This is a genomic window from uncultured Jatrophihabitans sp. (assembly GCF_964251945.1).
In the GTDB taxonomy this organism is placed as follows: Bacteria; Actinomycetota; Actinomycetes; order Mycobacteriales; family Jatrophihabitantaceae; genus Jatrophihabitans.
The window spans coordinates 33,697-46,997 of record NZ_CAXULP010000010.1; the positions used below are offsets into that span (position 1 = coordinate 33,697).

Annotated in this window: 13 protein-coding genes; 11 read left to right on the top strand and 2 right to left on the bottom strand. The window is 73.6% G+C overall.

The annotated features are described in order from the left end of the window. Positions 1 to 14 precede the first annotated feature (14 nt). The 11 genes from ACFFBG_RS16370 (at position 15) to groL (ending at position 12,249) form a co-directional block, all read left to right on the top strand. On the top strand, positions 15 to 1,448 hold the full coding sequence (locus ACFFBG_RS16370; RefSeq protein WP_375480620.1) for an NAD(P)H-hydrate dehydratase: 1,434 nt from the start codon (positions 15 to 17) through the stop codon (positions 1,446 to 1,448). A gap of 122 nt (positions 1,449 to 1,570) precedes the next feature. After that, on the top strand, positions 1,571 to 2,689 hold the full coding sequence (gene alr, locus ACFFBG_RS16375; RefSeq protein ID WP_375480621.1) for an alanine racemase: 1,119 nt from the start codon (positions 1,571 to 1,573) through the stop codon (positions 2,687 to 2,689). Beyond that, positions 2,686 to 3,180, top strand: a complete 495-nt coding sequence (gene tsaE, locus ACFFBG_RS16380) for a tRNA (adenosine(37)-N6)-threonylcarbamoyltransferase complex ATPase subunit type 1 TsaE (protein WP_375480622.1) — start codon at positions 2,686 to 2,688, stop codon at positions 3,178 to 3,180. The genes alr and tsaE overlap by 4 nt, the downstream gene beginning before the upstream one ends. A gap of 63 nt (positions 3,181 to 3,243) precedes the next feature. Then, positions 3,244 to 3,897, top strand: coding sequence for a tRNA (adenosine(37)-N6)-threonylcarbamoyltransferase complex dimerization subunit type 1 TsaB (tsaB, locus tag ACFFBG_RS16385; protein ID WP_375480623.1), 654 nt, complete (start codon positions 3,244 to 3,246; stop codon positions 3,895 to 3,897). Continuing rightward, positions 3,894 to 4,394, top strand: coding sequence for a ribosomal protein S18-alanine N-acetyltransferase (rimI, locus tag ACFFBG_RS16390; RefSeq protein ID WP_375480624.1), 501 nt, complete (start codon positions 3,894 to 3,896; stop codon positions 4,392 to 4,394). The genes tsaB and rimI overlap by 4 nt, the downstream gene beginning before the upstream one ends. Before the next feature lie 19 nt (positions 4,395 to 4,413). Beyond that, positions 4,414 to 5,433: a tRNA (adenosine(37)-N6)-threonylcarbamoyltransferase complex transferase subunit TsaD gene (tsaD, locus tag ACFFBG_RS16395; RefSeq protein ID WP_375480625.1), complete on the top strand. Its 1,020-nt coding sequence runs from the start codon at positions 4,414 to 4,416 to the stop codon at positions 5,431 to 5,433. After that, on the top strand, positions 5,430 to 5,681 hold the full coding sequence (locus ACFFBG_RS16400) for a hypothetical protein (protein ID WP_375480626.1): 252 nt from the start codon (positions 5,430 to 5,432) through the stop codon (positions 5,679 to 5,681). The genes tsaD and ACFFBG_RS16400 overlap by 4 nt, the downstream gene beginning before the upstream one ends. 68 nt (positions 5,682 to 5,749) lie before the next feature. Continuing rightward, the gene (locus tag ACFFBG_RS16405) at positions 5,750 to 8,752 is read left to right on the top strand and encodes an AMP-binding protein (protein WP_375480627.1); all 3,003 of its coding nucleotides are present in this window, start codon (positions 5,750 to 5,752) and stop codon (positions 8,750 to 8,752) included. A 46-nt stretch (positions 8,753 to 8,798) separates the two neighbouring features. Next, a complete protein-coding gene (locus tag ACFFBG_RS16410; RefSeq protein ID WP_375480628.1) occupies positions 8,799 to 10,046 on the top strand; it encodes a hypothetical protein in 1,248 nt (415 codons plus the stop codon). Between the two features lie 137 nt (positions 10,047 to 10,183). Continuing rightward, positions 10,184 to 10,489, top strand: a complete 306-nt coding sequence (gene groES, locus ACFFBG_RS16415) for a co-chaperone GroES (RefSeq protein WP_375480629.1) — start codon at positions 10,184 to 10,186, stop codon at positions 10,487 to 10,489. 113 nt (positions 10,490 to 10,602) lie between these two features. Continuing rightward, on the top strand, positions 10,603 to 12,249 hold the full coding sequence (gene groL / locus ACFFBG_RS16420) for a chaperonin GroEL (protein ID WP_375480630.1): 1,647 nt from the start codon (positions 10,603 to 10,605) through the stop codon (positions 12,247 to 12,249). A gap of 73 nt (positions 12,250 to 12,322) precedes the next feature. Here groL and ACFFBG_RS16425 read toward each other — a convergent pair whose 3' ends face one another. Continuing rightward, positions 12,323 to 12,631 (bottom strand): WhiB family transcriptional regulator, encoded by a 309-nt coding sequence (locus ACFFBG_RS16425; RefSeq protein WP_375480631.1) that lies wholly within the window; start codon positions 12,629 to 12,631, stop codon positions 12,323 to 12,325. 126 nt (positions 12,632 to 12,757) lie between these two features. Next, the gene (locus ACFFBG_RS16430) at positions 12,758 to 13,138 is read right to left on the bottom strand and encodes a DUF5319 family protein (protein ID WP_375480632.1); all 381 of its coding nucleotides are present in this window, start codon (positions 13,136 to 13,138) and stop codon (positions 12,758 to 12,760) included. Between the last annotated feature and the right edge of the window lie 163 nt (positions 13,139 to 13,301).

A 13,301-nucleotide genomic window follows, 5' to 3' on the forward strand; every position in this document is an offset into this window, starting at 1 on the left:
GGTAGGAAGGGCGGGTGCGCACCGTCTACACCGTTGCCGAGGTCCGGGACGCCGAGGAACAGCTGATGGCCGGGTTGCCCGATGGCGCCCTGATGGCCCGCGCGGCGGCCGGGCTTGCCGTCGAATGTGCCCGGCTGCTGCGCGAGCGCGGCGGCGTTTATGGCCGGCAGGTCGTGCTGCTGGTCGGCGGCGGCAACAACGGCGGGGACGCTCTCTATGCCGGCGCCCTGCTCGCGCGGCGAGGCGCTGCGGTGACCGCGCTGCTGCTCGACCCCGACCGCGCGCATGCCGGCGGACGTGCCGCGCTGCTGCGCGCCGGCGGCCGCGCGGTCGCGCCGGACGCCGACTTCGTGCGCGGCGCTGATCTTGTCCTGGACGGCATCGTGGGCATCGGCGGCGCCGGCGGGTTGCGCGCGCCTGCGGTTCCGCTGGCCGCGGCGGCGCGCGGCGCGCTGACGGTCGCCGTGGACGTGCCGTCCGGGGTGGACGCGGACACCGGCGCCGCGGGCGAGCACGCCGTGTCCGCCGACGTCACTGTGACGTTCGGGGCGTTGAAGGCCGGCCTCGTCGCGGGCGCCGGGGTGGCGCAGGTCGGCGAGCTGCGGCTCGTCGACATCGGGTTGGGCGCAACGCTCCCGGCGGGTCGGACGTTCGTGCTCGAGGCGCCGGACGTCGCCGCGCTGCTGCCCGCGCCCGCCGCCGCCGACGACAAGTACACCCGCGGCGTCGTCGGCCTGGTGTCCGGCTCGAGCGACTATCCCGGCGCCGGCGTCCTGTCGACGGGCGCCGCGATCACCGGCGGCGCGGGGATGGTGCGCTACGCCGGTGGGGCGGCCGATGCCATCCGGGCGCGGTATCCCGAGGTGGTCGTGCACGAGGGCGCCAAGCCGAGCGAGCTGCGGGTGCAGGCCTGGGTGGCCGGCCCGGGCGCCGGGACCGACGACGACGCGCGCGAGCTGCTCGCCGACGTCTTGTCCACCGACGTGCCGGTGCTGGTGGACGCGGACGGCCTCACGGTGCTGGGAAAGCACCCTGACCTGCTGCGCGGCCGGTCGGCGCCGACGGTGCTCACGCCGCACGACCGGGAGTTCGCGCGCATCGCCGGAGCGCCGTCGGCCGACCGGTTGGCGAGCGCGCGCGCCGCGGCCGCCGACCTCGGCGCGACCGTCCTGCTCAAGGGCGACGCGACGGTCGTCGCCGCGCCGGACGGCCGAGCCTGGATCAACCGCACCGGCACGCCGTGGCTCGGCACGGCCGGCAGCGGCGACGTGCTGAGCGGGCTGATCGGCTCGCTGCTGGCGACCGGGCTCGAGCCGCCGCTCGCCGCCGCGGTCGGGGCGTACGTGCACGGCGTGGCCGCCCAGGTGGCGGCAAGTGACGGGCCGCCGTCCTCGCTGGACGTGCTGCACGCCGTGCGCGAGGCGCTGCGCACGATCGCCGCCGGCTGAACGCGGCCGCCCGACGACCTCCGCCGTCCTGACAGTGGTCAGTTGCGCGGTCAGTGGTCGGCTGCAAGTGACCACTGACCCGCGCAACTGACCACTGTGGGCCGGTCGGCGAGAATGGACGCGTGCTGCGCACCGAAGCGGTCGTCGACCTCGCCGCCATCACGGCCAACGTCGCGACCCTGAAGGCCGGCACGAGCGCCGAGCTGATGGCCGTCGTCAAGGCTGACGGGTACGGCCACGGACTGCTGCCGGCGGCCCGGGCGGCGCTTGCCGGCGGCGCCACGTGGCTCGGCGCCGCGATCGTCGACGAGGCGGTGGCGCTGCGTGCCGCCGGACTCACCGTGCCGCTATTGGCCTGGCTGTGGACGCCCGGCGAGGCCGCGACCGTGCGCCGGGCGCTCGCCGCCGACGTCGACCTGTCGGTCAGCGGCCGCTGGCAGCTCGACGCCGTCGTCGCGGCCGCACGCGAAGCCGGCCGCCCGGCCCGGGTCCACCTCAAGATCGACACCGGACTGTCCCGCAACGGCGCGTATGTCGACGACTGGTCCGACCTCGTCACCGCCTCGGCGAAGGCGCAGGCCGAAGACGTGCTCGACGTGGTCGGGGTGTGGAGTCACTTCGCCTACGCCGACGAGCCCGGCAACCCGACGATCACCCGGCAGCTGCGCGCGTTCGAGGCGGCGCTCGACGTCGCGGCAGCCGCCGGCGTGCGGCCGCAGCTGCGGCACATCGCGAATTCGGCGGCGACGCTCACGCTGCCCGCCGCGCATTTCGACCTCGTCCGTCCCGGCATCGCGGTGTACGGGCTGTCACCGGTGCCCGGTCAGCACGGGCTCGTCCCGGCGATGACGCTGCGCGCGGCCGCGGCCAACGTCAAGCGGGTCCGCGCAGGGGAGGGCGTCTCGTACGGCCACGAGTACACGACGGATCGCGCGACGACGCTGGTGCTCGTGCCGCTCGGCTACGCCGACGGCGTGCCCCGGCACGCCGGCAACGCCGGGCCGGTGCAGGTCAGCGGGAGGCGTTTCGCGATCAGCGGCCGGGTCTGCATGGACCAGGTGATCGTCGATGTCGGCGACCACCCGGTCGCGCCTGGCGATCCGGTGGTGCTGTTCGGGTCAGGCGCGGACGGCGGCCCGACCGCGCAGGACTGGGCCGACGCCGCGGGCACCATCCACTACGAGATCGTCACCCGGATCGGCCCGCGCGTGCAGCGGGTGTACGTCGGCGGTTCGTCATGAACACGTTTGTCGCAAACCTGCCGACCGCGCAGGACACGCATGACTTCGGCGCCGAGCTCGGCAGGCTGCTCCGCGGCGGCGACCTCGTCGTGCTCAGCGGGCCGCTCGGCGCCGGCAAGACCGCGCTGACGCAGGGCATCGGCGCCGGAATGGCAGTGCAGGGCCGGATCGCCTCGCCCACCTTCGTGATCGCGCGGGTGCACCCGCCGCGCGATCCGGGCGGGGTGACGCTCGTGCACGTCGACGCCTACCGGCTCGGCTCGCTGGCCGAGGTGGACGACCTTGACCTCGACATTGCCGTGACCGACTCGGCAACCGTCGTCGAATGGGGCGCGGGGCTGGTCGAGCAGCTGGCCGAGGCGCGGCTGGTGATCGATCTGCAGCGCGGCGCGGATTCCGACGAGCGCACCGCCGCCCTGACCCCGGTCGGCGGCGACTGGGCCGACCGCCTCGCCCGGCTGCCCTGCCCTGGTGCCCGACCTGGTCGCTGATCGCCCGAAAACGCGACCATCTCAGCCACCAAGGCGGGGGAACTAGGCTGAGGAGTCGTGTTCGTGCTGGCGATTGACACCTCGTCGCCGGCCGTGACGACCGGCGTCGTCTCGGTCGGCCAGGACGTCGTGCTCGTCGCCGAGCGCGCGCCGGTCGCGCCCCGCGGGCACGGCGAGCTGCTCGCCCCGGCGATCGTCGACTGCCTGGCCGAGGCGGGCGCGCGACCGCGGGACATCGGCGCGGTCGTCGCCGGCGTCGGGCCCGGCCCCTACACCGGGCTGCGCGTGGGTCTGGCGACGGCTGCCGCATTCGCCGACGCCATCGGCGCGCCGGCCTACGGCGTCGGCTCGCTGGACGCCCTGGCGGTGGCCGCCGCCGACGAGCCCCGGCTGCTTGTCGTCGCCGACGCCCGGCGTCGCGAGGTCTACTGGGCGCGCTACGAGCGGGGCGCCGCGGTCACCGAGCCCGCGGTCGGCCGGCCGGCCGAGATCCCGGCCGAGGACGCCACGGCGGCGGCCGGGGCCGGCGCCGAGATGTACGCCGAGGCGTGGGCGCGACTGCGCCGCCGGGCCGAGCGGCATCCGGACGCGCTGTCGCTCGCCCGGGCCGCCGCGCCGCGGATTCGGGCCGGCGCGGCCGGCGAGCGGTTGACGCCGCGGTACCTCCGCCGGCCGGACGCGGTCGCGCCCGGCGCGCCGAAGACGGTTCTGCAGTGAGCGGCGGCGACGAGCCGACCGCCGCCGCCACGGCGCCCCCGGGCGACGTCCGGCTGCGCCCAATGACCCTTGCCGACGTCGACGCGGTCCTGCCCTACGAGCAGGGCATGTTCGGCGCCGAGGCGTGGAGCCGGGCGAGCTACCGCGCCGAGCTCGCCGATCGGCGAGCGCGCAGCTACGTCTTCGCCGAGGACCCGACGGGCGCCGCGCTCGGCTGGGCCGGCGTGCTGGTGATCGGCGAGACGGCCGAGATCCTCACCGTCGGCGTCGTCCCCGCCGCCCGGCGCGCCGGCCTCGGCCGCCGGCTGCTCGGCGCCCTGCTCGACCTAGCGCGACAGCGCGGCTGCGTCGAGGTCTTCCTCGAGGTGCGCGAGGACAACGCCGCCGCCCGCACGCTGTATGAGTCGGCCGGCTTCGCCGCCGTCGGCGTGCGCCGCGGCTACTACGACGGCGGCCGCGTCGACGCCGTCACCATGCGCCGGGAGATCCCCCGATGACGCCTGTTCTGCGGCCCCGATGACCATCGTGCTGGGCATCGAGACGAGCTGCGACGAGACCGGCGTGGGCCTCGTCGAGGACGGCGTGCTGCTCGGCGACGCGCTCGCCTCGAGCATGGCCGAGCACGCCCGCTTCGGCGGGGTGGTGCCGGAGATCGCCGCCCGCGCGCACCTCGAGGCGATGACGCCGACCGTGCATGCCGCGCTCGAGCGCGCCGGGATCACGCTCGCCGACGTCGGCGCCGTGGCGGTCACCGCCGGGCCGGGCCTCGCGACCGCGCTGCACGTCGGCGTCGCCGCGGCGAAGGCCTACGCGCTCGCGCTGGAGGCGCCGCTGTACGGCGTGCACCACCTCGCCGGGCACGCTGCGGCCGACACCCTCGAGCACGGCCCGCTGCCCGAGCGCTCGGTGGTGCTGATCGTGTCTGGCGGGCACACCTCGCTGCTCGGCGTGCGCGACCTCGTCCGCACCCCGATCACGCACCTGTCGGACACCGTCGACGACGCCGCCGGCGAGGCGTTCGACAAGGTGGCCCGGCTGATCGGCCTGCCTTACCCCGGCGGGCCGTCGATCGACCAGGCCGCCCGCGACGGCGACCCGGCCGCCATCCGGTTCCCGCGGCCGCTCACCGGGCCGCACGACCCGCCGCTGGGCTTCTCCTTCTCCGGCCTGAAGACGGCCGTGGCCCGCTACGTCGAGGGCCACCCGGACGCGTCCGCGCCGGACGTCGCGGCGAGCTTCCAGGAGGCGGTCGCGGACGTGCTCACCGCAAAGGCCCTGCGCGCGTGCCGGGACGAGCACGTCGACACGCTCGTCGTCGTCGGCGGGGTGGCCGCCAACAGCCGGATCCGCGCGCTGGCCCAACAACGCTGCGACGCCGCCGGCATCGAACTCCGCGTCCCGCCGATGCGGCTGTGCACCGACAACGGCGCGATGATCGCCGCGATCGGCGACCTGCTCGTGCGCGACGGCGCGAAACCCTCGCCGCTCGACTTCTCCGCCGTGCCCACCGTCGAGCTGCGAAGCGCCCAGCTGTGACGACCCCGACGACGTCAGAGAACCCGCAGCCGCGCACGCTGATGTGGGAGGTCAAGGCCGCCGACGGCCGCCTCGACGAGCTGCTCGCGCTCGTCCTCGCCCGCGCCGATCCAGCGGCCGACGTCTACCGCAGCGGCGACGGGCGCCTGGTCGTCATCGACCCCACCGGCCGCGGCGTCGAGGACATCCCGGCCGAGCTGCTCGCCCGGCCGCCGCACGCGTGGCCCTTCGAGCCCGTCCCGCGCTGACCCCCGGCGCCGCGGAACCGCCGGCGTCCGCTTGCGGCCTGCCGCTTCGGGCAGCACAGTTCTTTGTCATGGGCGACACAGTTGTCGACGGCCGGGCAGTCGACCGCCCCGCAGGCGGCGAGTTGGAGCTGTCCGGGCGCGGCCGCCACGGCCCGCTCGCCGTGCCGGGCTCGGCCGTCCGCTACGTCCGCCGGGTCTCGCAGACCGCGCGCAACGTCGCCGAGGTGGTCCGCTTCGGCGGCCTCGCGACCGACGAGGAGCCCTCGCCGTACACCGTGACGGCCGAGCAGCCCGTCTACCGCCTGCGGCACTACTTCGCCGACGACGTGCCGGCCGACGCAGTGCCGATCGTGCTCATCCCGCCGCTGATGATCAGCACCGAGGTCTGGGACGTCGCGCCCGACACCTCCGCGGTCGCCGCGCTGCACGCGGCCGGGATCGACCCCTGGGTCGTCGACTTCGGCGACCCCGACCTCGAGCCCGGCGGTCGGGAGCGCAACCTGACCGACCACGTGCTGGCCGTCAGCGACGCCGTCGACCGGGTCGAGGACGCCACCGGCCGCGCCGTCGTGCTGGCCGGCTACTCGCAGGGCGGCATGTTCGCCTACCAGACCGCGGCCTATCGCCGCGGCAAAGGGGTGGACTCGATCGTCACTTTCGGCTCGCCGGTCGACGCCACCGCGCCACTGCCGATCCCGATCGCGCCGGACGTCGTCGCCCGGCTGGCAGCCGACATCGTCGACAGCGGGCTGCTGCGCAACTTCCAGGTGCCGGCGTGGATGTCGCGCACCGCGTTCAAGCTGTTGACCCCGGCGAAGTCGGTGCAGGGCCGGGTGCAGTTCCTGCTGGCGCTCAACAACCGCGACGCCTTGCTGCCGCGCGAACGGCAGCGCCGCTTCCTCGACTCCGAAGGGTGGACGGCGTACTCCGGCCCGGCGATCGCCGAGTTCCTCGAGAACTTCGTGACGCACAACCGGATGCTCGAGGGCGGCTTCATCATCGACGACCGGCTGGTCACCCTCGCCGACATCGAGGTGCCGGTGCTGACCTTCGTCGGCCTGTCCGACACCTTCGGCCACCCGGATTCGGTGCGCGCGATCGGCCGGGCCGCGCCGCGCGCCGCGATTTACGAGGCCACGCTCGCCGCCGGCCACTTCGGCCTGGTCGTCGGCTCCACGGCCCGCGAGATCAGCTGGCCGGCGGTCGCGGACTGGGTCGACTGGCGCGCGGGCAGACGGCCCGTGCTGCCCGCCTCGATCCTGCCGGCCGAGGACGTCGCGCCCACCCGCCCGCTGCGCCCGACGACCGCGGCGACCGCCGTCGCGCAGGCCACCGAGCTCGGTTTCGGCGTCGGCCGGGTGGTCGTCGGCTCAGCGCGCCGCGCCGGCAAGCTCGCCCGAAGCGTCGTGCGCGAGGCGCCGGTGCAGCTGCCGCGGCTCAACCGCATCGAACACCTGGACCCCTCGACCCGCATCTCGCTGGGCCAGCTGCTCGACGAGCAGGCGCGGCGCGCGCCGGAGGCCGTCGCGTTCCTGTTCGGCGACCGCGCCCACCGCCAGCAAGAAGTCAAGGCCCGCGTCGACAACGTGGTCAAGGGGCTGGTCAGCATCGGCGTGCGGCAGGGCGACCGCGTGGGCGTGCTGATGGACATGCGGCCGAGCGCGTTCGTGCTGGTCACCGCGCTGAGCCGGCTCGGCGCGACCGCGGTGCTGCTGCGTCCCGACGGCGACGTCGCGCGGGAGGCCGCGCTCGGCCGGCCGACCTGGGTCGTCTGCGACCCGGAGCACGTCGAACGGCGCGACGAGGTGCCGGACGCGGCCTGGGCGGTGCTCGGCGGCGGCGGGGAGCAGCGCGACCTGCACGCCGACGCGGTCGACTTGGAGCGGATCGACCCGGATGAGGTGCAGCTGTCCGCCTGGTACCGGCCGAACCCGCACCGCGCCGGCGACGTGGCGTTCATCCTGTTCACCGGCGAAGGCGCCGGCGTCAAGCCGCTGCAGATCACGAACCGGCGCTGGGCGCTGTCGGCGCTGGGCACCGCCTCCGCGGCGGCGTTGAAGCCGGGCGACACCATTTACAGCACGACTCCGATGTACCACTCGTCGGCGCTGTTGATGAGCATCGGCGGGGCCGTCGCGAGCGGCGCGCGGTTCGCGATGGCGAGCGGCGAGGATCCGGAGACCTTCTGGGACGAGGTCCGCCGGTACGGCGCGACGCATGTGTCCTACACCTGGGCCTCGCTGCTGCCGGTCGTGAACGCGCCGCCGAGCAGAGCCGAACAGCACCACCCGGTACGGATGTTCATGGGCTCAGGCATGCCGCGCAACCTGTGGCGGCGGGTGAACGCGCGCTTCCCAACCGTGAAGGTGCTCGAGTTCTACGCCTCGACGGAGGGCGAGACGATCCTCGCCAACGTCACCAGCCGCAGCGCTGGGTCGATGGGCAAGCCGTTGCCCGGCACCGCGCCGGTCAAGGTAGCCGCATTCGACCTCGAACACCGCCGGGTCGCGCTGGACGAGCGCGGACTCGGGCGCGAGTGCGCGGTGGACGAGGTCGGGCTGCTGCTCGCCAAGGTGGACCCGCGCGAGTCGATGGCCGGCGTGCCGATGCGCGGCGTCTTCGAGGCCGGCGACGCCTGGCGCTCGACCGGCGACCTGTTCCTGCGCGACGAGCACGGCGACTTGTGGCTGGCGGGCTCGGTCGGCGAACTGGTCGACACCGCCGCCGGCGTCGTGCTGCCCTCCGGCGCGAGATTCGCGCTCAGCACCATCCCGGCCGTCGACCTCGTCGTCGCCTATGGGGTCCCAGCGCAAGGCCGCGGGGAGCTCGTCGCGGCGTTCACGGTGCGACCGGGCGGCGAGGTGAGCACCGCGATGCTGGACAAGGCGCTCGGCAAGTTGCCGGCGGTGCAGCGGCCGGCGTACGTGCAGGCGGTGCCGAACATTCCCCTGACGACCTGGCACCGCCCGCAGTGGCGGCTGCTGCAATCGCGCGGCGTGCCCAAGCCGACCCGCAGCCGGCGGGTGTGGCAGCTCGACCCCGCGGGCGGCGGCTATCGATCCCTCGGCTGAGCGTCGCCTCAGCCCCGGCTGGGCATGATTGCGCATCGTGGCGCGATTGAGAATCCTTCTGACCGCCCTGTGCGGCGCTGTGCTCGCGCTCGCCGGTTGCACCGCTTCCTCCGGCGGGGGCAGGACGGGCTCGGCGTCGGTCGCGCCGCTCACAGGCACGGTGACCCGGACGACGACCAGGACTGCGACGTCGTCACCGCCCGTCTCGTCCACGGCGCGCACGTCCGGATCCACCTCGGGTGCGCCCGGCCGGGTCGCGCCGAAACTGACGAACTTCCGGATCGCCGACGTCACGTTCGTCGGCGACCAGGCGTGGGCGCTCGGCACCGCCGACTGCCTGTCCGGGAGCGGCAGCGACTGCTCGGCGCTGGAGCACAGCGCAAACGGCGGCCGCACGTGGTCCTCGTTGCCCACCCCGGTGACGACCGTGCAGAGCCCGTTCAACGCCGCGTCCTGCGCCGGCTCCTGCGTCGAGCACGTCCGCTTCGCCACCGCAAAGGTCGGCTACCTCTACGGCAACCGTGCAAGCGGCCGCGGCCCGAACTTCTTCACCACCGCGGACGGCGGGCGCACCTGGCGCGTCGCGCCGGGCCAGAGCGCGGAGGCGCTGGAGTCGCTGAACGGCGACGTCATCCGCGTGGTCACCTCCACGCCTGGGTGCCCGCCGGCGTGCTCGTACCGGGTGCAGACGGCGCCGGTCGGCAGCCTGCGCTGGCGTGCGGCCCCGCTGCCACAGCCGACCGAGGCAACCGCCGTTGCGCTGTCCCGCGTCGGCACGCGCTCCTATCTGGAGACGTACTTGAACCCGGCGGGAGGCGCGGAAAGCGCCCGGGCCAGCCTGTTCGTCTCCACCGATGGCGGCCGGCGATGGGCCTTCCGCGGCGAGCCTTGCCCGCAGGATGGCCGGAACGAGGTCGACAGCACCGCGATGACCACCGCGCCCGATGGTTCGCTCGTCGTGCTCTGCACGCCGCGGGACGCGCAGCGCAACTCCTTCATCGCCGTGTCGACGAACGGCGCGCGGTCTTTCCACGTCGCTTCGCGGTCCGCGCTCGGCGCCGCGCCGGTGTCCGTGTTGGCCGCGGCGACATCGCGCTTGCTCGTCGTCAGCTCCGACAGCACCTACCGCAGCTCCGACGGCGGGCGCCGATTCGCCCGGCTCGGCAGCCCGGGCCAGCTCGGCTACGCCGGCTTCGCGACCACCTCGCTCGGCCACGCGGTGTCGAGCGACGGCCGGACGCTGTGGACCACGACTGACGGCGGGGCCGACTGGACCGCGCACCGGTTTTCCTGACCGGTGACCGCCCGCCGGAAGGTTCGACAGTTGGCACTCGTCGCGTTAGAGTGCCAATCGGGAGAGGTTGACCCCCGCGACGGCAGCCGCCCCCACCTGAACCGTTTCTTTTCGCATCAAGCAAGGGGAGTCCTACTGTGACCGCCACCAAGGTCAGCATCAAGCCGCTCGAGGACCGCATCGTCGTCCAGGCCAACGAGGCCGAGACCACCACTGCCTCCGGCATCGTCATCCCGGACACCGCCAAGGAAAAGCCCCAGGAGGGCACCGTCCTGGCCGTCGGCCCGGGCCGCATTGACGACAAGGGCAACCGAGTCCCGCTCGACGTCAGCATTGGCGACGTCGTGCTCTACAGCAAGTACGGCGGCACCGAGGTTCGTTACGCCGGCGAGGACTACCTGGTCCTGTCCGCCCGCGACGTCCTCGCCGTCATCGAGAAGTAGCCACTTTCCACCTCGCTGACACACCGCCCCGGGCGCGCGCTGAACCCGCGGGCCCGGGGCGTCGGCGGTTGCTGCCCTAAAAAGCGTGCACAGAACAAGAGAGAAGGAAGGCCATGGCGAAGATCCTCAGCTTCGACGAGGACGCCCGGCGCGCGCTTGAGCGCGGCGTCGACAAGCTCGCTAACGCCGTCAAGGTGACGCTCGGCCCGAAGGGCCGCAATGTCGTGCTGGACAAGAAGTTCGGCGCTCCGACGATCACCAACGACGGCGTGACCATCGCCCGGGAAATCGAGCTGGACGACCCGTTCGAGAACCTCGGCGCGCAGCTCGCGAAGTCCGTCGCGACGAAGACCAACGACGTCGCCGGCGACGGCACCACCACCGCCACCGTGCTCGCCCAGGCGCTGGTCAACGCCGGTCTGAAGAACGTCGCGGCCGGCGCGAACCCGATCGCCCTCAAGCGCGGCATCGACACCGCGGTCGAGGCGGTCAACAACGCCCTGGACAAGGCCGCGCACCCGGTCAACGGCGAGCAGGAGATCGCGCACGTCGCGACGATCTCCGCGCAGGACGCGACCATCGGCGGCCTGATCGCCGAGGCGTTCACCAAGGTGGGCAAGGACGGCGTGATCACCGTCGAGGAAGCCCAGACGATGACCACCGAACTCGAGTTCACCGAGGGCATGCAGTTCGACAAGGGCTACATCAGCCCGTACTTCGTCACCGACGCCGAGGCCGGCGAGGCCGTCTTCGAGGACCCGTACCTGCTCATCACCACGCAGAAGATCACCGCGATCGCCGATCTGCTGCCGGTGCTGGAGAAGGTCGTCGAGACGGGCAAGGCGCTCGTGGTGATCGCCGAGGACGTCGACGGCGAGGCGCTGTCCACACTGGTCGTCAACGCGATCCGCAAGACGTTCACCGCCGTCGCGGTCAAGGCGCCGTTCTTCGGCGACCGCCGCAAGGCGTTCCTGCAGGACCTCGCGATCGTCACCGGCGCGCAGGTCGTCGCGCCGGAGGTCGGGCTCAAGCTCGACCAGGCCGGCCTGGACGTGCTCGGCCGCGCCGGCCGGGTCGTCGTCACGAAGGACACGACGACGGTCACGCACGGCAGCGCGGCGAAGAGCGAGATCGACGCCCGGGTGGCGCAGATCCGCCGAGAGATCGACGACACCGACTCCGACTGGGACCGCGAGAAGCTGCAGGAGCGGTTGGCCAAGCTCGCCGGCGGCATCGGCGTCATCAAGGTCGGCGCCGCGACCGAGGTCGAGATGAAGGAGCGCAAGCACCGCATCGAGGACGCGATCTCGGCGACCCGCGCGGCCGTCGAGGAGGGCATCATCGCCGGCGGCGGCGCGGCGCTCGTGCACGCTGCGACCTCGCTCGACGGCGACCTCGGCCTGCACGGCGACGAGGCGACCGGCGTGGCGGTCGTGCGCACCGGGCTCGACGAGCCGCTGCGCTGGATCGCGAGCAACGCCGGGCACGAGGGCTACGTCGTCGTGGCGAAGGTCCGCGACCTGCCGGACAACCACGGCCTGAACGCCGCGACCGGCGAGTACGTCGATCTGCTGGCCGCCGGCGTGGTCGATCCGGTCAAGGTGACGAAGGCCGCGCTGGCCAACGCCGCCTCGGTGGCCGCGCTGCTGCTGACCACGCAGAGCGCGGTGGTGGAGAAGCCGGAAGAGGCCGAGCACACGGCCGACGGTCACTCGCACGGCGGCCATGGGCACGGCCACTCGCACGGCCCCGGCTACTGATCGCCCACCTCAAGTTGTCCTCGCTTCGTCGGGCGTGACGCCGACGAGGCGAGGACAACTTCGGAGTTGCCGCTCAAGCGCCTTTGCGGGCCAACCTCGGGGCTGCGCCGCTCGCGGAGAGCAGCGCCTCTCGCTCGTCGACCGACAGCCCGCCCCACACGCCGTAGGGCTCGCGGGCGGCCAGCGCCCAGCGAAGGCAGTTCTCGAGGACCGGACAGCGCGCGCACACTGCCTTCGCGCGCATTTCCCGGCGCGTCCTGGACGGGCCGCGCTCGTTCTCCGGGTGATAGAAAGTGCTCGTGTCGACCCCCCGGCACGCGGCGTCGACCTGCCAGTCCCAATCGCCCTCGCGCAACGCGGGCAAGCGTTTGATCTCCCCCATTGTGAACTCCGTACGACAGCGCGACCACCGTCCGGTAACGGCGGTCTACTGCTGTGTTCAAAGAGCGAACGGCGAAAAAGTGACGGTCCGCACCTGCTCACCCGGCATTCGCGCGCCGCGCGGGGGTCAGCGGCGTTTGCTCAGGGCCTGCACGGCGTCGGTGTAGCCGCGGGCGTAATCCCAGCTGACGTAGGCGTCCGGGTCGGGGGCGAAGGCCGGCTCGTGGACGTGCGTGCGGCCCTCGCCCAGCAGCGCGCGCAGGTTGGCGGCCATCAGGTCCCAGCCGAAGTAGTGCTGCTCGCCGCAGTCTGCGCAGTCGACGATGATGCCGTCGACGCCCAGCGGCGACAGCACCGCGCGGAACTCGGCGACCTCGGCGAGGTCGGCCAGCACGTCTTCGCGCTCCTCGTCCGACAGCGGCTGCGGCGGCTCGGCGTCGTCCAACACCGCCGCCGGGTCGTCCGGGTCGTCGAGAAACGGATCCCGCGGCCCGTCGTCCAGATTCATCGTCCGGACTCCGAAGTCCCGGAGCGTCGCTGGGTGGTCGTCACGTCGCCCACGGTAGAGCCCGACACGGGCGCGCGCCACACGAGGCGGCCCCGGTCGTGCACAGACCCGCGCATAGACTGGACGCACCGGCGACCAGAGGAGTTCCGACGTTGCCCAACGA